Genomic DNA, 24,008 nt, shown 5'->3' with positions numbered 1-24,008 from the left:
GCTCGCTCCCACAGGGGTTGTGGTGTCCAGACATTTTGTGTCCAACCCAGATCCACTGTGGGAGCGAGCCTGCTCGCGAATAGCTGCACCGCAGACCTCAACTCATAACCAGATCGAATCCCACAACGGATAGTCGCCAAGGCTTTTGACCAGCCCTGCCCGCAATGGGTTGGCAATGACATACCGAGCCATCTTCACCAGATTCTCCTCTTTACGCAGTGCCCGGTCATGGAAGCCAGGTTGCCAAAGGCTGGACTTTCTACCGGTCGAAAGCTTTACCGATTTGGTGCTGAGGGATTTAGTTCGCTGCATCAATTCGCCGAGCGAGCCACTCTTCAATTCAATCAGCCAGTGAAAATGATCTGGCATTACGACCCAAGCCAGAGAATTGGCCAATCCCGTTTCCCCAGCTGCCCTGAATTGGCTTACAAGCAATCTGCCGAGGAAGAAATCGCTGAATACAGGTTCTCTCCCGGCGGTATTGGCGGTCAGAAGGTAAATGCGGTTGTGTTCTGAATAGCGTCCGATGCGCAAGCGATGTGAAGCAGATAAACCCGGCATTCCGTTGCCTTCTCATATGTTGATCATGAGAAGGCTAGCCGTGGAGATGGCGAAGAGAGCGTCAGACTTTTAGCAAGATGTGTAGCGCAGATCGTATTCGCGAGCAGGCTCGCTCCCACAGTGGGCTTCAGGTGTTCAGACATTTTGTGTCCAACCCTGATCCAATGGGGGAGCGAGCCTGCTCGCGAAAGCGGTTATTCAGACACTGACATTCAACCAACCACCCCGCCATCCGCCCTCAAATCCAGCGCTTCCACCGCTCTGATCGCCACCTGCTCATCCACATCCGACAAATCCCCACTGATCCCGATCGCGCCTAGCACTTCACCCGCCTGATTTCGAATCAACACCCCACCCGGAGCCGGCACTACGCTGCCCTGCCCCATGCTGTTCAACGAAGAAAAAAACGCCGGGCGTTGCTGGGCGTCCTGGGCGAGCAGGCGTGAGCCTTTGCCCAGGGCGATGGCGCCCCAGGCTTTGCCGATGGCGATGTCGGGGCGCAGCAGGCTGGCGCCGTCTTCGCGTTGCAGGGCGATCAGGTGGCCGCCGTTATCGAGTACCGCGATGGTCAGCGGTGCGGCGTTGATGCCGCGTCCTGCGTTGATGGCTTCGCTGACCAGGTTGACTGCGACTTTCAAGGTTAAAGCGCTCATGGTGCCGTCCTCATTTTGTTATAGGGAAAGTCGTGGGACTGCGCGTTTGTGCCGCAGTCAGATGACACAAATAGAACACAATGAGTTATTTTTTTGTATACAATAATTCTCGAAAAGCGCCACATGCGACGAAAAGCCACAGCACAGCGGACTTCCGACGAATGAAACAGGCGCTTGAGAAAATGGATTGACCTGCGCCGTCCGCCGTGAATACACTTTGCGCAAAGCCACTTGTATACAATTACAAAACGTAAAGAGGCACAAAACAATGAGCAAAATGAGAGCAATCGAAGCCGCCGTTCTGGTGATGCGCCGTGAAGGAGTTGATACCGCTTTTGGCATCCCGGGCGCAGCGATCAACCCGCTGTACTCCGCCTTGCAGAAGGTCGGTGGCATCGATCACGTCCTTGCTCGCCACGTTGAAGGCGCCTCGCACATGGCCGAGGGCTACACCCGCACCAAGGCCGGCAATATCGGCGTGTGCATCGGCACGTCCGGCCCGGCCGGCACCGATATGGTCACCGGGCTCTACAGCGCCTCGGCTGACTCGATTCCAATCCTCTGCATCACCGGGCAAGCACCCCGCGCCCGGATGCACAAGGAAGATTTCCAGGCTGTCGACATCACCAGCATCGTCAAGCCAGTCACCAAGTGGGCAACCACGGTTCTGGAGCCGGGCCAGGTGCCTTACGCATTCCAGAAAGCCTTCTATGAAATGCGCTCCGGTCGTCCAGGCCCTGTACTGATCGACCTGCCGTTCGACGTGCAGATGGCCGAGATCGAATTCGACATCGACGCTTACCAACCGCTGCCACTGGCCAAACCGACCGCGACCCGCGTGCAGGTCGAGAAGGCTCTGGCGCTGCTGGATCAGGCCGAGCGTCCATTGCTGGTCGCCGGTGGTGGCATCATCAACGCCGATGCCAGTGATCTGCTGGTGGAGTTCGCCGAGCTGACCGGCATCCCGGTCATCCCGACCCTGATGGGCTGGGGCACCATCCCTGACGACCACCCGCTGATGGTCGGCATGGTCGGTCTGCAGACTTCGCACCGTTACGGCAACGCGACGATGCTCAAATCCGACGTGGTGCTAGGCATTGGTAACCGTTGGGCCAACCGCCATACCGGTTCGGTTGACGTGTACACCGAAGGTCGCAAGTTCATTCACGTTGACATCGAAGGCACGCAGATCGGTCGTGTGTTCACCCCGGACTTGGGCATCGTTTCCGACGCCGCGGCAGCGCTGACCGTGTTCATCGAAGTCGCCCGTGAATGGCAAGCCGCCGGCAAGCTGAAGAACCGCAGCGCCTGGCTGCAAGATTGCCAGCAGCGCAAGGCCAGCCTGCATCGCAAGACCCACTTCGACAACGTGCCGGTCAAACCGCAGCGCGTTTATGAAGAAATGAACCAGGTGTTCGGCAAGGACACCTGCTACGTCAGCACCATTGGTCTGTCGCAGATTGCCGGCGCGCAGTTCCTGCACGTCTACAAGCCGCGTCACTGGATCAACTGTGGCCAGGCCGGCCCGTTGGGCTGGACCATTCCGGCGGCGCTGGGCGTGGTGAAGGCCGATCCGAGCCGCAAAGTCGTGGCCCTGTCGGGGGACTATGATTTCCAGTTCATGATCGAAGAACTGGCGGTCGGCGCTCAGTTCAAACTGCCGTACATCCACGTCGTGGTGAACAACTCGTACCTGGGCCTGATCCGTCAGGCCCAGCGCGGGTTCGAAATGGACTACTGCGTGCAGCTGTCCTTCGATAACCTGAATGCGCCGGAACTCAACGGTTACGGGGTTGACCACATCGCAGTCGCCGAGGGCCTCGGCTGCAAGGCGCTGCGTGTGTTCGAACCGTCGGAAATCGCCCCTGCCCTGCGCAAGGCCGAACAGATGATCGAAGAGTTCAAGGTGCCGGTGATCGTCGAGATCATTCTGGAGCGTGTGACCAACATCTCCATGGGTACCGAGATCAACGCGGTCAACGAGTTCGAGGACCTGGCACTGGTCGGCAACGATGCGCCGACGGCGATTTCGTTGCTCGATTGATTGCTTTTAGCCCCCTCTCCCTCTGGGAGAGGGCTGGGGTGAGGGAAAGGTTTTGCGGTGTTCGCACAATCGGGATCAGACTCAGGATTCCCCCTCACCCTAACCCTCTCCCCAAGGAGAGGGGACTGATCGCGTTCAGTCTGACCTACCGTGCCTCATCAGTTTTTAGGAGACCACCATGCCGCGTTTCGCAGCCAACCTGTCCATGCTGTTCACCGAACAGGATTTCCTTGCCCGTTTCGACGCCGCCGCCAAGGCCGGTTTCAGTGGCGTGGAATACCTGTTCCCGTACGACTTCAGCTCGGCTGAAATCAAGGCAAAACTCGAGGCCAACGGGCTGACCCAAGTGCTGTTCAACCTGCCGGCCGGTGACTGGGCCAAGGGCGAGCGTGGCATCGCCTGCCTGCCGGATCGGGTCGAAGAGTTCCGCGCCGGGGTCGATCTGGCGATCGCTTACGCACAAGTGCTGGGCAACACCCAGGTCAACTGCCTGGCCGGCATCCGCCCGCAAGGCGTTGACGATGCCACTGTGGAAAAGACCTTTGTCGCCAACCTCAAATACGCCGCCGACAAGCTGCAAGCGGCGGGCATCAAACTGGTGATGGAAGCGATCAACACCCGTGACATTCCCGGTTTCTACCTGAACAACACGGCGCAAGCCCTGTCGATTCGCGAGCAGGTCGGCAGCGTCAATCTGTTCCTGCAATACGACATCTATCACATGCAAATCATGGAAGGCGATCTGGCCCGCACCCTGCAATCGCACCTGGGCGAGATCAACCACGTGCAACTCGCGGACAACCCGGGGCGCAACGAGCCGGGCACCGGTGAGATCAACTACCGCTTCCTGTTCGAACACCTTGATCGCATCGGTTATCAGGGTTGGGTGGGTTGCGAGTACAAACCGCTGACCACCACCGAAGCGGGTCTGGGTTGGTTGAAATCACACAACGCAATCTAAGAAACACAGCAAATCCCCTGTGGGAGCGAGCCTGCTCGCGAATGCGGTGGTTCAGTCAACACGGATATTGAATGTTCCACCGCATTCGCGAGCAGGCTCGCTCCCACATGAAAAGCAGCTCCCCTATTTGCTTGAGCACGACAAAAACAAGAGGATTTTCTCATGGCTAAAATCGGATTCATCGGCACCGGCATCATGGGCCACCCAATGGCGGCGAACCTGCAGAAAGCCGGTCACAGCCTGTTCCTGTCGCAACACCACGACGCGGCCCCGGCCGACCTCGTCGCCGCTGGCGCCGTCGCCCTGGCCAACCCGCGCGAAGTGGCGCAGGAAGCCGAATTCATCATCGTCATGGTTCCGGACACCCCGCAGGTCGACGATGTGCTGTTCCGCGCTGACGGTGTTGCGGCCGGTATCGGTAAAGGCAAAGTGGTCATCGACATGAGCTCGATTTCGCCGACCGCCACCAAAGCCTTCGCGGCGAAGATCAACGAAAAAGGCGCGCAGTACCTCGACGCTCCGGTTTCCGGCGGTGAAGTCGGCGCCAAGGCCGCAACCCTGAGCATCATGGTCGGTGGCGACGCCGATGCCTTCGAACGCGCCCTGCCGCTGTTCCAGGCCATGGGCAAGAACATCACCCTGGTTGGTAGCAATGGCGACGGCCAGACCGCCAAAGTGGCGAACCAGATCATCGTCGCGCTGAACATCCAGGCCGTAGCCGAAGCCCTGCTGTTCGCCTCGAAAAACGGTGCCGATCCGGCCAAGGTGCGTGAAGCGCTGATGGGCGGTTTCGCTTCTTCGAAGATCCTCGAAGTGCACGGCGAGCGCATGATCAAAGGCACCTTCGACCCGGGCTTCCGCATCAGCCTGCACCAGAAGGACCTGAACCTGGCCCTTCAAGGCGCCAAGGAACTGAACATCAACCTGCCGAACACCGCCAATGCCCAGCAGGTATTCAGCACCTGCGCGGCCATCGGCGGCAGCAACTGGGACCACTCGGCGCTGATCAAGGGCCTGGAGCACATGGCCAATTTCTCGATTCGCGACAATAAATAAAGCCTGCACAAAACCCTGTGGGAGCGAGCCTGCTCGCGAAAGCGGCTTCACATTCAACATCCATGTTGGCTGACATACCGCGTTCGCGAGCAGGCTCGCTCCCACAAGGGACCTGAGTCGCCCTTTCGAATAACAAGAATTCCGGGAGCCCGCCATGTCGGTCGATCCGCAACAACTGCTGCGCGAGCTGTTTGCCACAGCCATCGACGCGGCCCATCCGAACCAAGTCCTCGAAGCCCATTTGCCTGCCGATCGCACGGGTCGGGTTATCGTCATCGGTGCCGGCAAAGCCGCTGCCGCCATGGCGCAAGTGGTCGAGCGCTGCTGGGAGGGTGAAGTCACCGGTCTGGTGGTGACCCGCTACGGTCACGGCGCCCCGTGCGAAAAAATCGAAGTGGTCGAAGCCGCGCACCCGGTGCCGGACGCCGCCGGTCTGGCCGTGGCCAAACGTGTGCTGGAACTGGTCAGCAACCTGACTGAAGACGACCGCGTGATCTTCCTGCTCTCCGGCGGCGGCTCTGCCTTGCTCGCCCTGCCGGCCGAAGGCATCACCCTCGCTGACAAGCAGTCGATCAACAAAGCCCTGCTCAAATCCGGTGCGACCATCGGCGAGATGAACTGCGTGCGCAAGCACCTCTCGGCGATCAAGGGCGGCCGCCTCGGCAAGGCCTGCTGGCCGGCGACGGTTTACACCTACGCGATTTCCGATGTGCCCGGCGACCTCGCCACCGTCATCGCCTCCGGGCCGACCGTGGCCGATCCAAGCACTTCGGCCGAAGCACTGGCGATCATCAAACGCTACGGCATCGACATTCCCGCTTCCGTGCGCACCTGGCTGCACAGCCCTGAATCGGAAACCGTCAAACCCGGCGACCCGTCCCTGGCGCGCAGCCACTTCCAGTTGATCGCCCGCCCGCAGCAGTCGCTGGACGCGGCGGCGGTGAAATGCCGTCAGGCCGGTTTCAGCACCTTGATTCTCGGCGACCTCGAAGGCGAATCCCGTGAAGTGGCGAAAGTTCACGCCGGCATCGCCCGCCAGATCATCAACCACGGCCAGCCACTGGCGGCGCCCTGCGTGATTCTCTCCGGCGGTGAAACCACGGTGACCGTGCGCGGCAATGGCCGTGGCGGACGCAATGCCGAATTCCTCCTCAGCCTGACCGACAGCCTCAAGGGCCAGCCCGGCGTCTACGCGCTGGCCGGCGACACCGATGGCATCGACGGCTCGGAAGACAACGCCGGCGCAATCATGACTCCGGACAGCTACGCCCGCGCCGCCGCACTGGGTCTGAGCGCCAGCGACGAGCTGGATAACAACAACGGCTATGGCTACTTCCAGGCGCTCGATGCGCTGATCGTCACCGAGCCGACCCGCACTAACGTCAACGACTTCCGCGCCATTCTGATCCTTGAGAACTGCAAATCATGACGCCTGATAAAAAGGTCAAAATCCTCGCCACCCTCGGCCCTGCGGTCGACGGTATCGACGACATCCGCGAGCTGGTCGAGGCCGGGGTCAACATCTTCCGGCTGAATTTCAGCCATGGCGATCACGCCGACCACGCCAAGCGCTATCAGTGGATCCGCGAAGTCGAGCGCCAGCTCAACTATCCGCTGGGCATTCTGATGGACCTGCAAGGGCCGAAACTGCGTGTGGGCAAGTTCGCTGACGGCAAGGTGCAGTTGCATCGCGGTCAGGCGTTCCGCTTGGATCTCGATGCGACACCGGGCGATGAGCGCCGGGTCAACCTGCCGCATCCGGAAATCATTGCCGCGCTGGAAGCGGGCATGGACCTGCTGCTCGACGACGGCAAGCTGCGCCTGCGCGTGGTCACCAAGTACGCCGATGCGATCGACACCAGCGTGCTCAACGGCGGCGAACTGTCCGATCGCAAAGGCGTGAATGTGCCGCAAGCGGTGCTCGACCTCAGCCCGCTGACCGCCAAGGATCGCCGCGATTTGAGCTTCGGCCTGGAATTGGGTGTGGACTGGGTCGCGCTGTCGTTCGTACAGCGCCCGCAGGACATTGTCGAAGCCCGCGCATTGATCGGCGACAAGGCGTTTCTGATGGCGAAAATCGAGAAGCCTTCAGCGGTCGAGCAACTACGTGAGATTGCTGAGTTGAGCGACGCGATCATGGTCGCGCGCGGCGATCTTGGTGTGGAAGTGCCGGCGGAGAGCGTGCCGCAGATTCAGAAAAACATCATCACCACCTGCCGCGCGCTGGGCAAACCGGTGGTGGTGGCGACGCAGATGCTCGAGTCAATGCGCTTCTCCCCTGCCCCAACCCGTGCCGAGGTGACTGACGTCGCCAACGCCGTAGCCGAAGGCGCCGATGCGGTGATGCTCTCGGCGGAGACCGCGTCCGGCGAATACCCGCTGGAAGCCGTGCAGATGATGAGCAAGATCATCCGTCAAGTTGAGAACGGCCCGGATTATCAGACCCAGCTTGACGTCAGCCGACCGAAAGCCGAGGCGACGGTTTCCGATGCGATCAGCTGTGCGATCCGCCGGATCAGCAACGTGCTGCCGGTGGCGGTGCTGGTCAATTACAGCGAGTCCGGCGCCTCGACGTTGCGCGCATCCCGGGAACGGCCGAAAGCACCGATCCTCAATCTGACGCCGAACCTGCAAACGGCGCGGCGCTTGAGCGTAGCGTGGGGCATTCATTCGGTAGTCAACGATCGCCTGCGTCAGGTCGACGAAGTCTGCTCGACCGCGCTGGAGATTGCTCAGGCGCAAGGCATGGCCGAGCGTGGCGACACGCTGCTGATCACTGCTGGCGTGCCGTTCGGGCAGCCGGGGTCGACCAATTCGCTGCGCATTGAGACGTTGATTTAGCGCCTGTACCGGCCTCTTCGCGAGCAGGCTCGCTCCCACAGTTGATTTGTGTGCACCACAAACTCAATGACTGGACGCAGATCCATGTGGGAGCGAGCTTGCTCGCGAAGCAGGCACCTCGGTTTCCCTGACTTTCAGAACTGCCATGCCTGCCAATCACTTCAACACCCACTGCCCCGACTGGGCCGAGGCTTTGCTCAACGGTTTCAGTCAGATTTTCTTCCAGCGCCATCCGCTGTGCGGCCTGCTGTGTCTGTTGGCGATTCTGCTGACGGCGCCGGTGCTGTTCGCCGGGGCGCTGCTCGGTGGCGTTGCCGGTCTGCTCACCGCGCAGCGGCGCAACTACGCCAAGGCCGATCGCCAGGCCGGGTTGTTCAGCTACAACGGCGTGCTGCTCGGCCTGCTGCTGAGCCTGTATTTCCCTTGGTCGCCACTGCTGCCGCCGTTGATTCTTGCAGCCGGTGGCTTGAGCGCGATGCTTACTCAGCAATGGCTCAAACACGTGTACCGCAGTCGCGCCATACCGGCGTATACCTCGCCGTTCGTGGCGCTCAGCTGGGTGCTGCTGATGTTCGCCGAGCCGTCCGCGCCGGCGGCATCGGTCGACCTGAACACGACAAATCTGCTGGCCGCTGAACTGCGCGGATTCGGCCAGGTGATGTTTCTCGACCATCCATTGGCCGGGGCCTTGATCGCCAGCGGCTTGCTGCTCGCCGATCGCCGCGCGTTCTGCTGGGCGCTGCTGGCGTCGGCGATCGGCCTCGGCTCGAGTCTGCTGCACCACGAAACTTCCGCCGCACTGCTCGGGCTCGGTGGCTACAACGCCGTACTCGCCGCCCTTGCCTTCAGCGCTCAGCGACAAAATCCGTGGCTGCCGCTGCTGGCAATTGTCCTGGCGCTGCTGGTGACGCCGCTGTTTGCTGCCCTTGGATTGGCGACGCTGACCGCGCCGTTCATCCTCGCCTGCTGGTTGATCCGGGCTGGCATTCAAATGCTTGGCAAAGCTTCGCTCGCGCATGAGTCTTGCGTTCACGAGGAGAATCACCCTAGGCTGCGCTGATCTTCGATTCAGGCGTTATCCATGGACAGCAGCAACAATTGGCGCGAACGGCTTTACGTCATGATTTTCCAGAGCGACACCCCGGCCGGGCGTCGCTTCGACGGCATCCTGCTGTTGATCATCCTCGCCAGTCTGGTGATCGTGATGCTCGACAGTATCGACAGCATTCACCGTAATTACGCCGACGTTCTGGCATATATAGAGTGGGGCTTCACGGCGATCTTCCTCGGCGAATACATCCTGCGTCTGTACTGCTCGCCCAAGCCGCTGCGCTATGCCTTCAGCTTTTATGGCCTGGTGGATCTGCTGGCGATCGTGCCGGGCATCCTCGCCCTGTATTACAGCGATGCGCAGTATCTGCTGATCATCCGCATCATTCGGATGCTGCGGATTTTCCGTGTGCTCAAGCTCAGCCCGTATCTCAAGCAAGCCAACTATCTGATGTCGGCGCTGCGTGGCAGCAAGCAGAAAATCGTCGTGTTTCTGGTCAGCGTGTGCACGCTGGTGACAGTGTTCGGCACGCTGATGTACGTGATCGAAGGCCCGGAACATGGCTTCACCAGCATTCCCAAGGGCATCTATTGGGCGATCGTGACGTTGACCACTGTGGGCTTCGGCGACATCGTGCCGAAGACGCCGCTGGGCCAGGTGATTTCCTCGCTGGTGATGATCACCGGTTATTCGATCATCGCTGTGCCGACAGGGATCTTCACCGCTGAGCTGGCCAACGCTATGCGCGGCGAGCAGCTGCAACATGACTGCCCGGGCTGTCAGAAAAAGACCCACGAGCAGAGCGCAGCGTTCTGTTCGCGCTGCGGTAGTCAGCTGTTCAGGAAAGTGGAATAAGCACAGAGCTTTTTAATCTTTAAGCGACTATGCGCTGCCCGTTATAGTCGCTGGCAAATGGCTTCATTTTTGGCATAACACCCCCACAGAACAAGGAATGCGCAGTGAAAAAACTCTTTGGCGCCTCACTTCTCGCCGCCGGCCTGGCCTTGGCCAACATCGCCGAAGCAGCACCGACGCTGCTTAACGTTTCCTACGACGTGATGCGCGATTTCTACAAGGACTACAACACTGCGTTCCAGAAGCACTGGCAAGCCGAGCACAACGAAAACATCACCGTGCAGATGTCCTTCGGCGGCTCGAGCAAGCAGGCGCGTTCGGTGATCGACGGCCTGCCGGCTGACGTCATTACCATGAACATGGCCACCGACATCAACGCCCTCGCCGACAACGGCAAACTGGTGCCGGACAACTGGGTCACGCGCCTGCCGAACAACAGCGCACCGTTCACCTCGGCGACAGTGTTCATCGTTCGCAAGGGCAATCCAAAAGCGCTGAAAGACTGGCCGGATCTGCTCAAGGACGGCGTACAGGTGATCGTGCCGAACCCGAAAACTTCCGGTAACGGCCGCTACACCTACCTGTCGGCCTGGGGCTATGTGCTGAAAAACGGTGGCGACGAGAACAAGGCCAAGGACTTCGTCGGCAAGCTGTTCAAGCAGGCGCCGGTGCTCGACACCGGTGGCCGCGCCGCCACCACCACGTTCATGACCAACCAGATCGGCGACGTACTGGTGACCTTCGAAAACGAAGCGGAAATGATCGCCCGCGAGTTCGGTCGCGATCAGTTCGAAGTCATCTACCCGACCGTCTCAGCGGAAGCCGAGCCACCGGTTTCGGTGGTCGACAAAGTGGTCGACAAGAAAGGCTCGCGCGCTGCGGCTGATGAGTATCTGAAGTACCTGTGGTCGCCGGAAGGTCAGGAAATTGCGGCGGCCAACTACCTGCGCCCGCGTGACCCGGCGGTGCTGGCGAAGTACACCGACCGTTTCCCGAAAGTCGACTTCCTTTCGGTGGAGAAGACCTTTGGTGACTGGCGCACGGTGCAGAAAACCCACTTCAATGATGGTGGCGTGTTTGATCAGATTTACAGCGGGCAGTAAGGCTTGATCTGAAAAAATCAAAAGGCGACCCACCGGGTCGCCTTTTTGTTGACCGGGAATACCGGTCATTACACTGCGTAATAACAGTTATCATCCGAAAACGTCTTCTGCCGGTCCACGTTGTCCATTAGCCTCAGCCCTTTCCTGTGCCCGACCCGAGATCCCCTATGACCACCACTCCTCACGCAATGACCCGAGGCATGGTCCTGCTGTTCGCGTTCTGCTGCGGCGCCATCGTTGCCAACATCTACTACGCACAGCCGATCATCGGCCTGATCGCGCCGGACATCGGCCTCTCCGACACCATGGCCAGTTTCATCGTCTCGCTGACCCAGATCGGTTACGCGTTGGGCCTGTTCTTTCTGGTGCCGCTGGGGGATCTGCTGGAGAACCGTCGGCTGATGATCATCACCACGGTCGTGGCGATCGCCAGTCTGCTTGGCGCCGCGTTCACTGAACAGCCGAACGTATTTCTGCTGATCTCACTGCTGGTCGGGTTCAGCTCGGTGTCGGTGCAGATCCTGATTCCGCTGGCCGCGCATCTGGCGCCGGAAGAGTCCCGTGGTCGCGTGGTGGGCGGGATCATGGGCGGTTTGCTGCTGGGTATTCTGTTGGCGCGACCGGTGTCGAGTGTGGTCGCCGATCACCTCGGCTGGCGCGCCATGTTCATGATCGCCGCGGCGTTGATGGCGGCAATCAGCGTGGTGCTGGCACTGACCGTGCCCAAGCGCCAGCCAGATCACAGCGCTACTTATGGCCAATTGATCGGCTCGCTGTGGACGCTGCTGCGCCAGCAACCGGTGCTGCGTCAGCGGGCGTTTTATCAGGGCTGCATGTTCGCCACGTTCAGCCTGTTCTGGACCGCCGTGCCGCTGGAGCTGGCACGCAACCATGGCCTGTCGCAAAGCGAGATTGCGATCTTCGCTCTGGTGGGCGCGATCGGTGCCATCGCCGCGCCAATCAGCGGCCGCCTCGCTGATGCCGGCCACACACGCATCGCCTCGCTGCTGGCCATGCTGTTCGCCAGCCTGAGCTTTCTCCCCGCCTTCATTCACCCGGCCTACAGCGTCATCGGCCTGGCCGTGACCGGCGTGGTGCTGGACTTCTGCGTGCAGATGAACATGGTCCTCGGCCAACGCGCGGTGTACTCGCTGGACGCGAAAAGTCGTGGCCGTTTGAACGCGCTGTACATGACCAGCATCTTCATCGGCGGCGCCTTCGGCTCGTCGGTGGCCAGCGCGGTGTACGAGCATGGCGGCTGGTTGTGGATCGTGATTGTCGGCAGCGTGTTTCCGTTGCTGGCGTTGTTGCGGTTTTTGAGTGCATCGCAAAACGCTGCGCTGGCGCAGCGAAAAGTCGCGTCCTGACGCGATGTCATAGTGGGAGCGAGCCTGCTCGCGAAGGCGGTGTGTCAGCCATAGATCAGTGCCTGACCTGACGCCTTCGCGAGCAGGCTCGCTCCCACAATTGCGCAGACCCTCAATACCGAACCAGTTTCTCCATCGCCGCATCCGCCAGAAATGAAGAGCGGCTTTTGACGTTATGCTCGCGTACATAGCGATCAATACGCTGAATCAAATAGCCGGGCAGCGTAACGTTGACCTTTTCGGTCTTGCCCAAGTACGGCGAGATATCCAGCTCCAGCATGCCCCAGCCCATCTCGGCAAAATCCGGATGATTGCGATGCGCCGCTGCCGAGGTCGGCATCGGAATCGCCTGACCGGCCGCCGCGATCTCCTGCAGCATGAGGTGAGCCACTTCCACGGCCGCGTTGTAGGCCTCCTCAAAGCTGTCCCCGGCCGTGACTGCGCCGGGAATATCGGGGATCTGAATACCGATGGCAGTGTTCTCGTCACCCCACTCGATGCAGATGGGATATTGCATTACGGATCTCCTTCATGACGGGTTGGCGGGCTGAATAACCCCGCGCGCCGCCGAATGCTTTTGACTGTCCCCAACGGTAAATCCTTTTTAGGATGCGGGACGGCAATCGTGTTCGGGTTGTAACGATGAGTGAAGATGTAATGACTGCCCGCAACCCGATCCAGCGTCCAGCCCGCCTCCTCCAGCTCCTTCATCAATAGCCTGCTCTGCACCAACCGCCTCCTTGGCCTGGCCCATTAAAAGTAACTCTAGAGTTATCTTTACTCAAGCACAGAATGGGACGGGGTGATGGTTGGTAGTTTTACAAAATATTCCTGCACCAGTTTCGTTTATTGCGAATTTCGTTTAATTCGAATAACGTCGACACATCCTTCCATAGAATGCTGGAACAGTCTTATGACCACCGCTACTCCATCTGCCATCAATCTGCCTGTCGAACGAGAGGTCAAAGCCGCGATTGCAGGCCAGCGCGCCCTGAGCGCCTTCCTCACAACCGCTTTTGAAACTCAGCGAATCCAGATTTTTGATGAACAGAACGAAGCCCACAGCGTCGAGCTGCCAACATCGGCGTTGCGCTTGCTGAGCGATATCCTCGCGGCGCTGGCGCAGGGCAACGCTGTGAAGGTGGTACCGATCCACGCGGAACTGACCACGCAGGAAGCTGCCGATCTGCTCAACGTCTCACGTCCGCACATGATCAAACTGCTGGAGAGCGGTGAGATTTCCTACCACAAAACAGGCAAGCACCGACGTGTGCGTTTTGCTGATCTGATGGAATATAAAACCCGGCGAGACACCGCCAGCGAGCAGGCAATGATGCTTCTCGCGGAGCAGGCACAGGCGCTAAGGACAGGATACGAGTGAGGCATTCCTCTTTCACTGCTGTATACGATGCATGCGTTTTATATCCGGCGCCTTTAAGAGATTTCCTGATGTGGCTCGCATTGTGAGGGCTGTATCGGGCTCGCTGGACTCAGGAAATACACCACGAATGGAAGCGTAACTTATTGAAGAACAGGTCCGACCTGACCCTCGAACAACTCGATCGCACATCGCAATTGATGGACCTGGCCATTCCAGACGCGTGTATCGATGGCTATGAAGACTTGGTGTCAGGCCTGACACTGCCTGATGAGAACGATCGCCATGTTCTGGCGGCCGCTATCCGATGCGGTGCCGATGTAATAGTGACGTTCAACCTGAAAGATTTCCCCACCCGTCACCTCGCGACATACGGCATTGAAGCTCAGCACCCGGATGAGTTTGTGGAAAATCTTTTCCATCTTGATTCGGCTGCCGTCGTCGCTGCGGCTCAAAGCCAGCGACGGCAATTGAAAACGCCCAATGTGGAGGTGGACAAATATCTTGGCTTTCTCCAACGGCAAGGATTGGTCGAGTCGGTAAAGGCGTTAGGTAACTATCGTGCGATTCTCTGAAAATCAGACGCAAAAAAAACGGCGATCCCAAGATCGCCGTTTCTCTTACTGCCCGAACTTCTTGCCCAACCCCGGCGGGACGCCGTGGATGTTGGTGTCTTCCCACGGGCCGTTGGGGCTGACCGAGCGGCTCCAGCCGTTGTTCCAGCGGTAGTAGGTGCGCTGGCGGTAGAAGGTGTTGGTCTGGTCGTCGAGCACGTAGACGCCGAGTTTCTGGTCCCAGTGGCTGTTGCCGCCCGGTGGCGGGGCGAAGCTGGCCGAGGTGCGGGGCACGGGCTTGGCGGGTTTGGCCGGGATGCTCTTGCCGGGGCTCGGCGAGGTCGACGGGGTCGGGCTTGGCTGCGAGGGCGGGATTGGCGGCAGGCTGGTGGTCGGTTCCGGGCGTTGTACCGCACATGCACTCAAGCCCAGGGCCAGTGTGAGGACTGTGATGCGGGCGATGGTGTGCATGGCGGTGCTTTCCTGTTGGGTCCGGTTACTTGTCCGGGCTGTCGATGGTCAGTTTTTGTGGCGCGGTGGTGCTGCTGGCCACTGGGCCGCTGCGACCGATCCACTCACCGGCAGTCGGTTGACCGGCTCGTGAGATGCGCGCAACCAGTTGGACTTCAGGGAAGTTGGACAGTTTCAACTGCGGCATCATTGCATCGGCATCGCCCAGTTCGACGGTCACCGGCAGGTCAGCCACGGTCAGGCGTTTGGCCGCCAGCGGCGCCGGTGGGCCAGAAGTAGCGCGGGCGAAGATGAACACGCTGTCGCCCGGTTGCACCTTGCTCTTGAGTTCGCTGGCCAGATCAACGCTGACTTTCAGCAACGCAGCTTTCGGCGCCGGTGCCTGGGCAACTTTGCCGCCGCTGGCTTTCAGGCGTTCGGCGGCACGCTCGATGCCGCCTTGCAGCGCAACGCGAGAGTTGTCATCCGGCGGCAGTTGCGCGAGCAGGCGATTCCAGTAGTCGATGGCCTCCTGATAACGCTCGCCTTCGAACGCGGCGATGCCGAGCAGGCCGAGGCTGGTGACTTCCTTCGGATCTGCCTTCAGCGCTTCGTCGGTCAATTTCTGAATCTGCTCCGACCACTTTTTACCGTCAGCAAAATACTGCGCCTGCGCCCACTGGCCGAGCAGTTCCGGCTGGCGACCGGCGAGGTTGGCGGCGCGTTCGAACATCTTCGCCGCGTCTGCCGGACGGTCTTGAGCCATGTAGGTACGGCCGAGGAAATACAGGCCTTCAGCGGAATCCGGTTGCGCGGCGACCGCACGCTCCAGACGCTGGGTCATCTCTTCCATCGACTGCGGTGCCTGAGCGAATTCGCGGGTCAGTTCGACCTTGTCGGCGGCGCCGAAATGCAGGTACAGACCGAGACCCAGCACCGGTACCAACACGGCGGCCAGCAGCGGCAACGGCTTGCCCAGGCGCGAGACACGCGGTGCGGTGACGCCTTCGGTGTCAGCGAGCAATTCACGCGCGGCTTCTGCGCGGCCGCTGTCCAGTTGCGCGGCGTCGAGCACGCCTTCGGCCTGCTGCGCTTGCAGCTCGGCAACCCGTTCCTGGTACAGCGCGACGTTCAACGCGGTGCGATCTTCTTCCCGCTGAGCGCGGCGTTCGCGCAGTACCGGGATCAGCAGAAAACTCAGGGCGACCAGAAGCAACAGCCCTGCGGCGAGCCAGAAATCAATCATTCTTGGTTTTTATCCAACAGTTGGTCGAGGCGCTGACGTTCTTCGGCAGACAGCGATGACGGCGTTTCGGCACGTTGCCCGCGACGCCTGCGCAAGATCAGCGCGATCACCACGAAACCACCGAGCAGCAGACCGGCCGGGCCGAACCACAGCAGCGCGGTTTTGGCATTGAGCGCCGGTTTGTAGCGGACGAAATCACCGTAGCGATCGACCATGAAGTCGATGATCTGCTGATTGTCCTTGCCCTCGCCGAGCATGCGGAAAATCTCTTTGCGCAGGTCGGCGGCAATCGGTGCGTTGGAGTCGGCGATGTCCTGGTTCTGGCATTTGGGGCAGCGCAGTTCCTTGGTCAGTTCGCGGAAACGCTCGCGGTCGCCCTCTTTGGCAAATTCGTAGGTGTCGATGGCCGCATGGGCGACACCGGCCAGGCTCAAACCCAACACGACCGCAGCGAGAAAACGCTTCATGGCTTGGCCTCATCGACCAGCGCCTGATACTTGGCCGCGAGTTTTTCGCGCCAGACCTGCTCGTCGATCACCCCGACGAACTTGTCGCGGATGATGCCTTTGGAGTCGATAAAGAAGGTTTCCGGCGCGCCGTAGACACCGAGGTTGAGGCCCAGCGAACCCTCGTCGTCACGAATATCCAGCGCATACGGATTGTGAAACTCGGCCAGCCATTTCAAGGCGTCGGCATTGGTGTCCTTGTAGTTGATGCCGTAGATCACCACGCCGCGCTCGGCAAGTTTGTTCAGCACCGGATGCTCGACCCGGCAGGAAATGCACCAGGTGCCCCAGACATTGACCAGCGCCGGTTTGCCGAGAATGTCGGCCTTGGTCAGCGTCTTGTCACCCTGCACACTTGGCAGGGAAAACTCCGGGAATGGCTTGTCGATCATCGCCGACGGCAGCTCCGCCGGATCCAGGTACAAGCCGCGATAGAGAAACACCGCCACCAGCAGAAAAATCGCCAACGGCAACAACATCAACCAACGCCTCATGCCGCCGCTCCCGTCATGCCCAGCGCTTCGCGCACTTTGCTTTTCACCTTGACCCGATAACGCCGATCCAGCGCCGCCAGCAAACCACCCAATCCGGTGAGCAAGCCGCCGAACCAGATCCAGCGCACGAACGGTTTGACGTGAACGCGCACGGCCCAGGCGCCGTTACCCAGCGGCTCGCCGAGGGCGACGTAGAGATCGCGAGTGAAACCGGCATCGATCCCGGCTTCGGTCATCACCGAGTTCTGCACGGTGTACAGACGTTTTTCCGGGTGCAGCACGCTGATTTCCTTGCCATCGCGAATGACGCGGATGGTGCCTTTGTCGGAGGTAAAATTCGGCCCCTCGAAATGCTTGGCGCCCTCGAAGACGAATTGATAGCCGGCCAGATCCATCGACTCGCCCGGTGCCAGACGCAGGTCGCGTTCGGCACTGTTCTGACTCGACAACACCACGCCCAGCGCGCACACGGCGATGCCGAGGTGGGCGATCTGCATGCCCCAATAGCTGCGGGTCAGCGTCGGCAAACCTTTGATCAGGCCTTTGTGCCGAGTCTTGTCGAACAGATCGCGCACACCGGCAAGCAACACCCACGCCGCCAGCAGGAACGTCGCGATCACTGCCCAGTTGAAATCGCCATAAGCCACGCCGGCCACCACGGCCAATGCGACGCTGCCGAGCAGCACCGGAGTGAGCATGCTCGCCAGCCATTTCACTGGCGTGTCCTTCCAGCGCACGATCACGCCGATCGCCATGACCAGCATCAGCAACGCCATCAACGGAATGAACAACGCATTGAAGTATGGTGGGCCGACCGACAGCTTGGCGCCGCTGATGGCATCAAGAATCAGCGGATACAAGGTCCCAAGCAGGATCATCGATGCAGCGACGACCAGCACCAGGTTGTTGCCCAGCAGCAAGGTTTCCCGTGACCAAAGATTGAACCCGACCTGACTTTTCACCACTGGCGCGCGCAGGGCGAAAAGGGTCAGCGAACCGCCCACCACGAACAGCAGGAAAATCAGGATGAACACACCGCGCTCGGGATCCGAAGCGAAGGCATGCACCGAAGTCAGCACGCCCGAGCGGACGAGGAAGGTGCCGAGCAGGCTCAACGAAAAAGCGGCAATCGCCAGCAACACCGTCCAGCTCTTGAACACGCCGCGTTTCTCGGTGACCGCCAACGAGTGAATCAACGCGGTGCCGACCAGCCATGGCATGAACGAGGCATTTTCCACCGGGTCCCAGAACCACCAGCCGCCCCAGCCGAGTTCGTAATACGCCCACCACGAACCGAGGGTGATGCCGATCCCGAGGAAGGCCCAGGCGACGATGGTCCATGGCCGCGACCAGCGCGCCCATGCCGCATCGAGACGGCCGCCGAGCAGCGCGGCGATGGCAAATGCGAAGGCCACAGAGAAACCGACGTAACCCATGTACAGCATCGGCGGATGCACGATCAGGCCAATGTCCTGCAGCAACGGGTTGAGGTCGCGACCGTCCGCGGGAATCTGCGGCAGGATCCGCGAAAACGGGTTCGAGGTAAGAATCAGGAACAGCAGGAAACCGGTGCTGATCATGCCCATCACCGCCAGTACCCGGGCGAGCATGACTTGTGGCAACTGCCGGGAGAACACCGACACGGCGAAGGTCCAGCCGCCGAGGATCAACGCCCACAGCAGCAGCGAACCTTCGTGGGCGCCCCACACCGCGCTGAATTTGTAGTACCACGGCAGCGCGCTGTTGGAGTTCATCGCAACGTAGCCGACCGAGAAATCGTCGGTCATGAACGCGTAGGTCAGGCAGCCAAAGGCAAACAGCAGAAAGGCAAACTGGCCCCACGCCGCCGGTTGCGCCAGGCTCATCCACAAGCGGTCACCGCGCCACGCGCCGAGCATCGGCACCAGCGCTTGGACCAGCGCAAAACACAGGGCGAGGATCATCGCCAGATGGCCCAGCTCGGGAATAAACAGTGCAGCAGCCATCGATCAACCCTCCTTCACAGGCGTCGGTGCGGATTGACCGCTGTCCTTCAGCGCTTTGGTCACTTCCGGCGGCATGTACTTCTCGTCGTGCTTGGCCAGCACTTCATCGGCGACCACTACGCCATCAGCGTTGAGCTTACCGAGGGCAACGATGCCCTGCCCTTCGCGGAACAGATCCGGGAGGATGCCGCGATAGGCGATGGTCACGGATTTGTTGAAATCGGTGACGACGAATCTGACGTCCAGCGAATCCTTGGAGCGTTGCAGCGAACCGGCCTCGACCATGCCGCCGGCGCGGATGCGCGTGTCCTGCGGCGCATCGCCGTTGGCGATCTGCGTCGGCGTGTAAAACAGATTGATGTTTTCCTGCAACGCGCTCAGGGCCAGGCCGACAGCAGCGCCCACTCCGACCAGAATCGCCAGAATGATGATCAGACGTTTTTTGCGCAGCGCATTCACTTGCCGTTCTCCCGGCGCAGACGACGCGCCTCTTGTTGCAGATAACGCTTGCGCGCCGCAATCGGCGCCACTACGTTGAGGGCCAGCACCGCCAGGCAGATGCCGTAGGCCGACCAGACATACAGGCCGTGATGGCCCATGGCGAGAAAATCGCCGAATGAAGCAAAACTCATCGTGCCGCCTCCAGACTCTGCTGCACTTCGGCTTTCACCCAACTGGCGCGGGCCTCGCGCTTGAGTACTTCCAGACGCATGCGCAGCAACAGCACGGCGCCGAAGAAGCAGTAGAAACCCAGCACCGTCAGCAGCAGCGGCAGCCACATTTCCGCTGGCATCGCCGGTTTTTCCGTAAGTGTGAACGTCGCGCCCTGGTGCAGGGTGTTCCACCACTCCACCGAGTATTTGATGATCGGAATGTTGATCACGCCAACGATCGCCAGCACCGCGCAGGCCTTGGCGGCGCTGTCGCGGTTGCTGATGGCATTGCCCAGCGCGATCACACCGAAATACAGAAACAGCAGAATCAGCATCGAGGTCAGGCGCGCATCCCACACCCACCACGAGCCCCAGGTCGGCTTGCCCCAGATGGCCCCGGTGACCAGCGCCACGGCGGTCATCCACGCACCGATCGGTGCGGCGCATTGCAGGGCAACGTCGGCCAGCTTCATTTTCCACACCAGCCCGACTACGCCGCACACCGCGAGCATTACGTAGATCGACTGGGCGAGCATCGCCGCTGGCACGTGGATATAGATGATGCGAAAGCTGTTGCCTTGCTGGTAATCCGGCGGCGCGAAGGCCAGGCCCCAGACCACGCCAACGCCGATCAGCAGCAATGCTGCAATGCTCAACCACGGCAGGAACTTGCCGCTGATGCCGTAGAACCACTTGGGCGAGCCGAGCTTGTGAAACCAGGTCCAGTTCATACTGTTTCCATCACGGTTGCCGCTCATCATCGCGAGCTGGCAGAGGGTCATGCCTTTCTTCTGGAAGAAGTGGTCAATTTTTGACCAGGCCTCATTATTATTCGCCGACGCTGATCTTCAGGCCAGCGGCTATTGCAAAGGGTGTCAGGGTGATCGCCAGCGCTGTAAGGCTGGCCATCCACAACAGGTATCCGGTCGCCGGCATGCCTTGCAGCGCCGCTTGCAACGCGCCGCTGCCAAGGATCAACACCGGGATGTACAACGGCAGAATCAGCAGCGCGAGCAACAGCCCGCCGCGCTTCAGGCCGACCGTCAGCGCCGCCCCGACTGCACCGAGCAGGCTCAACACCGGCGTGCCCAACAGCAGCGACAACAGCAGCACCGGCAGGCACGCGGCCGGCAAACCGAGCATCAGCGCCAGCAACGGCGACAGCAGCACCAGCGCCAGACCGGAGAACAGCCAGTGTGCCAGCACCTTGGCCAAGACCAGAAGCGGCAGCGGGTGCGACGAAAGGACCCACTGTTCCAGCGAGCCGTCTTCGAAGTCACTGCGAAACAATCCGTCCAGCGACAGCAGGACCGACAACAACGCCGCCACCCAGACTAACCCCGGGGACAGGTTTTGCAAGACTTGAGTTTCCGGGCCGACGGCCAGCGGGAAAAGGGCAATGACGATGGCAAAGAAAATCAGCGGATTGGCCAGCTCCGCCGGGCGGCGGAACAGCAGTCGCGATTCGCGGGCAAGCAGCAGGCCGAAGACACTCATACCGCCCATTTCCCCAGATCGATATCGCGATAACCGGCCGGCATGCGGCTCAGGGTGTGGTGGGTGGTCAGCACCACCAGACCGCCGCGTTCGCAGTGGCCGGCCAGATGCTCTTCCAACTGAGCGACACCCTGCTTATCCAGCGCGGTGAAAGGTTCGTCGAGAATCCACAACGGCGGGCTGTCCAGATACAACCGCGCCAGCGCCACGCGGCGCTGTTGGCCGGCGGAAAGACTGTGGCAGGGAACGTCTTCGAAACCGCGCAATCCTACCGCTGCCAGCGCCTGCCAGATCGCCTCGCGTTCGGCGGGATGATGCAGGGCGCAGAGCCAGGAAAGGTTTTCTTCGGGAGTGAGCAGATCCTTGATCCCGGCGGCGTGGCCGATCCACAACAGGTTTCGCGCCAGTTCGCTGCGTTGCTCGGTCAGCGGCTGACCGTTGAGCAGCACCTGGCCGTCGGTGGGTTGCATCAAACCGGCGAGCAGACGTAAAAGGCTGGTCTTGCCGCTGCCGTTGGGGCCGCTGATCTGCACCATGTCACCACTGGCCAGGCGCAATTCGAGGTTTTCGAAAAGCAGCCTGAGGTCGCGTTCACACGCCAGGGCAACGGTTTGCAGGACAGGACTGGTCAAGGGATCACGGGCCTTATACGGTTCAAGTCGGCTCTAGAGCGGCCGTTAAAGAGATGCAGCATAGATGCTTTGATCGCTCGATCTGGCGAGCTGGATCAAACAATTGCCAGGTTTTTTGAACGAAGCGCACGACGCGCGGCATTATACATGCCGTGCCTACTCTCAAGAGCGCAATTTCCTCAGGTTGTGTCCGCGTATGACAGGCGAAATGAACATCCTCCCGCTGCCGCCCACCGTGCCGGCGAGCGCTCGCCCGCAGACGGGTGAACTGCTCAAGCTGCTGACGCCGGTCGAGGGCTTGATCGGCGCGGGGCAAAGCGCCAAGGCCGAGGTGTTGTCGCTCAAGCAGGCCGATCAGACCTTTGAATTGCTGTTGAAAGTGACCCTCGACAGCGGCCGTCAGACCACCGTGCAGGCCAGCAGCAACCTGCCGTTGCCACAGGGCACCAACCTGGCGATCACTCAGCCATCGGCCGGTAATCTGGCGATCACCGTACAGCAAGCGATCGCCAGCAGCGTCGCCACCCTCACCCGCATCGATACCGCGCAATTGCCCGCAGGCACCTTGCTGCAAGGCAAAGTCGTGACCTCGCAGGCCCTGCCGCAGACGCCGGGGCAAGCGGCGGTGTTTCGCTCGATGGTCACCCTGCTCAACACCGCATTGAGCGGCAGCACTTTGACCGTCGACAGCCCGCAACCGCTGCGCATCGGCACCTTGTTGTCGGCGCAGGTGCAGGATGCGCAAACCCTCAAATTCGTGCCGCTGAGCAGCCGTCAGGAGCAACTGGCGGTCAGTCAGCAATTGCTCGGTCAGCAAAGTCGTCAGGGCTCGCTCGATGGCCTGCTGAAGATGTTGCAGAACCTGCCGCCATCCAGCGATCAGACTTCGGCCGATCTGCGCGCGGTGGTCGACAAGCTGCTTGCCAGCCTGCCGGACCTGCAGCAAATGAGCACCGCCGAGGGCGTGGCGCTGGCATTGGCCAACAGCGGCGCGTTCCTCGAAGCGAAATTGCTCAGCGGACAAAACCCGACTCTCGCCCCGGACATGAAAGCCGACCTGCTCAAACTGATCGCGCAACTGACCCCGGGCCTGCCAAGCAACACCAATTTCAATGCAATCATCGCCGCCAATACCCTGGCCCAGGCACTGCCGAGTTTCGTCCGGAACGCCCTCGGCACCCTAGGCCAGGTCAGCGCCAAACCGGTGCCGAGCAGCTTCCCGTTGCCCGAACGACTGCTGGCGAAACTGGAAGGCGAAGGTGATCTCGAACAACTGCTGCGCCTCGCCGCCGCTGCGGTGTCGCGTCTCCAGAGCCACCAGCTGTCGAGCCTGGAACAGACCGGCGTCACCGACGATGGCCGCCTGCTCAGCACCTGGCAGCTGGAAATCCCCATGCGCAACCTGCAAGACATCGTGCCGTTGCAGGTCAAGTTTCAGCGTGAAGAAGCGCCAGAGCGCGAGCCGCAGCCCCACGAGCGCCGCGATGAGCGCGAAGCCAAACAGCAATTGTGGCGCGTCGATCTGGCCTTCGATCTGGAACCGCTCGGGCCAATGCAGATTCAGGCGCAATTGATCGCTGGCAGCCTGTCCAGTCAGCTGTGGGCCGAGCGGCCGTACACCGCGGACCTGATCGAGAACAACCTGTTCGCCCTGCGCCAGCGCTTGCTCGATTCCGGGCTCAACGTCGGCGACCTCGACTGCCACCACGGCACCCCGCCGCAAGGCAACCAAACCCGCCTCGAACACCGCTGGGTCGACGAAACCGCATGAACGATTCCACTGCCCCACGCCAGGCCATCGCCCTCAAATACGACGGCAACCACGCCCCGACGCTCACCGCCAAGGGCGACGAGGAACTGGCCGAAGAAATCCTGCGTATCGCTCGCGATTACGAAGTGCCGATCTACGAGAACGCCGAACTGGTGCGCCTGCTGGCGCGGATGGAACTGGGCGACAGCATTCCCGAAGAGCTCTATCGCACCATCGCCGAGATCATCGCGTTTGCCTGGAATCTGAAGGGCAAATTCCCCGAAGGACAAGACCCGAACGCGCCGATGGTCGAGAAGGACATCACCGCCCGTGGGGATGATTATTGAAGCCCAAAAGCAAAAGATCGCAGC

The 24,008-nt window shown here is 60.7% G+C and carries 26 protein-coding genes and 1 pseudogene; 13 read left to right on the top strand and 14 right to left on the bottom strand.

Going from position 1 to position 24,008, the window contains the following annotated elements:
• Window positions 1-102 precede the first annotated feature (102 nt).
• Window positions 103-561: a transposase gene (locus tag PSH90_RS07665; RefSeq protein ID WP_305382462.1), complete on the bottom strand. Its 459-nt coding sequence runs from the start codon at window positions 559-561 to the stop codon at window positions 103-105.
• A 212-nt stretch (window positions 562-773) separates the two neighbouring features.
• Window positions 774-1,214: a heme-binding protein gene (locus tag PSH90_RS07660; RefSeq protein WP_041479606.1), complete on the bottom strand. Its 441-nt coding sequence runs from the start codon at window positions 1,212-1,214 to the stop codon at window positions 774-776.
• 268 nt (window positions 1,215-1,482) lie between these two features.
• Here PSH90_RS07660 and gcl point away from each other — a divergent pair, with 268 nt between their 5' ends.
• The 9 genes from gcl to PSH90_RS07615 all read left to right on the top strand — a co-directional run bounded on the left by gcl (window position 1,483) and on the right by PSH90_RS07615 (window position 12,492).
• Entirely contained in the window at window positions 1,483-3,258 is a 1,776-nt protein-coding gene (gene gcl / locus PSH90_RS07655; RefSeq protein ID WP_041479607.1) for a glyoxylate carboligase, read from the top strand.
• A gap of 178 nt (window positions 3,259-3,436) precedes the next feature.
• Entirely contained in the window at window positions 3,437-4,219 is a 783-nt protein-coding gene (hyi, locus tag PSH90_RS07650; protein WP_258707792.1) for a hydroxypyruvate isomerase, read from the top strand.
• A 162-nt stretch (window positions 4,220-4,381) separates the two neighbouring features.
• Window positions 4,382-5,275 (top strand): 2-hydroxy-3-oxopropionate reductase, encoded by an 894-nt coding sequence (locus PSH90_RS07645; RefSeq protein ID WP_150741301.1) that lies wholly within the window; start codon window positions 4,382-4,384, stop codon window positions 5,273-5,275.
• A gap of 154 nt (window positions 5,276-5,429) precedes the next feature.
• Entirely contained in the window at window positions 5,430-6,704 is a 1,275-nt protein-coding gene (locus PSH90_RS07640; RefSeq protein WP_305382461.1) for a glycerate kinase, read from the top strand.
• Entirely contained in the window at window positions 6,701-8,116 is a 1,416-nt protein-coding gene (pyk, locus tag PSH90_RS07635) for a pyruvate kinase (protein WP_095180738.1), read from the top strand. Before PSH90_RS07640 ends, pyk begins: the two co-directional genes overlap by 4 nt.
• 145 nt (window positions 8,117-8,261) lie before the next feature.
• Window positions 8,262-9,176, top strand: a complete 915-nt coding sequence (locus PSH90_RS07630) for an urea transporter (RefSeq protein WP_305382460.1) — start codon at window positions 8,262-8,264, stop codon at window positions 9,174-9,176.
• 21 nt (window positions 9,177-9,197) lie between these two features.
• Window positions 9,198-10,022 carry an ion transporter gene (locus tag PSH90_RS07625; protein WP_042607567.1) on the top strand — a complete coding sequence of 275 codons (825 nt, stop codon included), beginning with the start codon at window positions 9,198-9,200 and terminating at the stop codon, window positions 10,020-10,022.
• Window positions 10,023-10,126: 104 nt separating this feature from the next.
• On the top strand, window positions 10,127-11,125 hold the full coding sequence (locus tag PSH90_RS07620) for a sulfate ABC transporter substrate-binding protein (protein ID WP_217863988.1): 999 nt from the start codon (window positions 10,127-10,129) through the stop codon (window positions 11,123-11,125).
• Window positions 11,126-11,292: 167 nt separating this feature from the next.
• Complete coding sequence (locus PSH90_RS07615) at window positions 11,293-12,492, top strand: MFS transporter (RefSeq protein ID WP_122611605.1); 1,200 nt, start codon at window positions 11,293-11,295, stop codon at window positions 12,490-12,492.
• Window positions 12,493-12,604: 112 nt separating this feature from the next.
• Here PSH90_RS07615 and PSH90_RS07610 read toward each other — a convergent pair whose 3' ends face one another.
• Together PSH90_RS07610 and PSH90_RS07605 are read right to left on the bottom strand one after the other, a co-directional pair.
• Window positions 12,605-13,009, bottom strand: a complete 405-nt coding sequence (locus tag PSH90_RS07610; protein ID WP_305382458.1) for a type II toxin-antitoxin system HicB family antitoxin — start codon at window positions 13,007-13,009, stop codon at window positions 12,605-12,607.
• On the bottom strand, window positions 13,009-13,221 hold the full coding sequence (locus tag PSH90_RS07605; RefSeq protein WP_041479616.1) for a type II toxin-antitoxin system HicA family toxin: 213 nt from the start codon (window positions 13,219-13,221) through the stop codon (window positions 13,009-13,011). Before PSH90_RS07605 ends, PSH90_RS07610 begins: the two co-directional genes overlap by 1 nt.
• Before the next feature lie 184 nt (window positions 13,222-13,405).
• On the opposite strand from PSH90_RS07605, the gene PSH90_RS07600 reads away from it, so the two are divergent.
• Window positions 13,406-13,873, top strand: a complete 468-nt coding sequence (locus PSH90_RS07600) for a helix-turn-helix domain-containing protein (protein WP_056783858.1) — start codon at window positions 13,406-13,408, stop codon at window positions 13,871-13,873.
• Window positions 13,870-14,445 (top strand): annotated as a pseudogene (locus tag PSH90_RS07595) (PIN domain-containing protein). Before PSH90_RS07600 ends, PSH90_RS07595 begins: the two are co-directional and overlap by 4 nt.
• Before the next feature lie 45 nt (window positions 14,446-14,490).
• On the opposite strand, the gene PSH90_RS07590 reads toward PSH90_RS07595, so the two are convergent.
• The 10 genes from PSH90_RS07590 to ccmA all read right to left on the bottom strand — a co-directional run bounded on the left by PSH90_RS07590 (window position 14,491) and on the right by ccmA (window position 21,887).
• The gene (locus PSH90_RS07590; protein WP_016771039.1) at window positions 14,491-14,895 is read right to left on the bottom strand and encodes a hypothetical protein; all 405 of its coding nucleotides are present in this window, start codon (window positions 14,893-14,895) and stop codon (window positions 14,491-14,493) included.
• 25 nt (window positions 14,896-14,920) lie between these two features.
• Window positions 14,921-16,120: a c-type cytochrome biogenesis protein CcmI gene (gene ccmI, locus PSH90_RS07585; protein WP_236169677.1), complete on the bottom strand. Its 1,200-nt coding sequence runs from the start codon at window positions 16,118-16,120 to the stop codon at window positions 14,921-14,923.
• On the bottom strand, window positions 16,117-16,587 hold the full coding sequence (locus tag PSH90_RS07580) for a cytochrome c-type biogenesis protein (protein ID WP_305382457.1): 471 nt from the start codon (window positions 16,585-16,587) through the stop codon (window positions 16,117-16,119). Before PSH90_RS07580 ends, ccmI begins: the two co-directional genes overlap by 4 nt.
• Window positions 16,584-17,120 carry a DsbE family thiol:disulfide interchange protein gene (locus PSH90_RS07575; RefSeq protein WP_150636682.1) on the bottom strand — a complete coding sequence of 179 codons (537 nt, stop codon included), beginning with the start codon at window positions 17,118-17,120 and terminating at the stop codon, window positions 16,584-16,586. Before PSH90_RS07575 ends, PSH90_RS07580 begins: the two co-directional genes overlap by 4 nt.
• Complete coding sequence (locus tag PSH90_RS07570) at window positions 17,117-19,105, bottom strand: heme lyase CcmF/NrfE family subunit (protein WP_236169675.1); 1,989 nt, start codon at window positions 19,103-19,105, stop codon at window positions 17,117-17,119. The genes PSH90_RS07575 and PSH90_RS07570 overlap by 4 nt, the downstream gene beginning before the upstream one ends.
• A 3-nt stretch (window positions 19,106-19,108) precedes the next feature.
• Window positions 19,109-19,564: a cytochrome c maturation protein CcmE gene (ccmE, locus tag PSH90_RS07565; protein WP_305382455.1), complete on the bottom strand. Its 456-nt coding sequence runs from the start codon at window positions 19,562-19,564 to the stop codon at window positions 19,109-19,111.
• Entirely contained in the window at window positions 19,561-19,737 is a 177-nt protein-coding gene (ccmD, locus tag PSH90_RS07560; protein WP_016771045.1) for a heme exporter protein CcmD, read from the bottom strand. Before ccmD ends, ccmE begins: the two co-directional genes overlap by 4 nt.
• Window positions 19,734-20,489: a heme ABC transporter permease gene (locus tag PSH90_RS07555; protein WP_122506031.1), complete on the bottom strand. Its 756-nt coding sequence runs from the start codon at window positions 20,487-20,489 to the stop codon at window positions 19,734-19,736. The genes ccmD and PSH90_RS07555 overlap by 4 nt, the downstream gene beginning before the upstream one ends.
• A 97-nt stretch (window positions 20,490-20,586) precedes the next feature.
• Window positions 20,587-21,255 (bottom strand): heme exporter protein CcmB, encoded by a 669-nt coding sequence (gene ccmB, locus PSH90_RS07550; RefSeq protein ID WP_039763615.1) that lies wholly within the window; start codon window positions 21,253-21,255, stop codon window positions 20,587-20,589.
• Window positions 21,252-21,887, bottom strand: a complete 636-nt coding sequence (gene ccmA, locus PSH90_RS07545; protein WP_073472746.1) for a cytochrome c biogenesis heme-transporting ATPase CcmA — start codon at window positions 21,885-21,887, stop codon at window positions 21,252-21,254. Before ccmA ends, ccmB begins: the two co-directional genes overlap by 4 nt.
• A 196-nt stretch (window positions 21,888-22,083) precedes the next feature.
• Between ccmA and PSH90_RS07540 the strand changes: the two genes are divergently transcribed.
• Window positions 22,084-23,658 (top strand): flagellar hook-length control protein FliK, encoded by a 1,575-nt coding sequence (locus PSH90_RS07540; protein ID WP_305382453.1) that lies wholly within the window; start codon window positions 22,084-22,086, stop codon window positions 23,656-23,658.
• Window positions 23,655-23,984 carry an EscU/YscU/HrcU family type III secretion system export apparatus switch protein gene (locus PSH90_RS07535; protein WP_041479625.1) on the top strand — a complete coding sequence of 110 codons (330 nt, stop codon included), beginning with the start codon at window positions 23,655-23,657 and terminating at the stop codon, window positions 23,982-23,984. Before PSH90_RS07540 ends, PSH90_RS07535 begins: the two co-directional genes overlap by 4 nt.
• The last annotated feature ends 24 nt before the right edge of the window (window positions 23,985-24,008 follow it).

The sequence above is a fragment of the Pseudomonas sp. FP1762 genome, assembly GCF_030687105.1.
Classification (GTDB): domain Bacteria; phylum Pseudomonadota; class Gammaproteobacteria; order Pseudomonadales; family Pseudomonadaceae; genus Aquipseudomonas; species Aquipseudomonas siliginis.
This window is presented reverse-complemented; position numbering and strand designations above follow the sequence as displayed.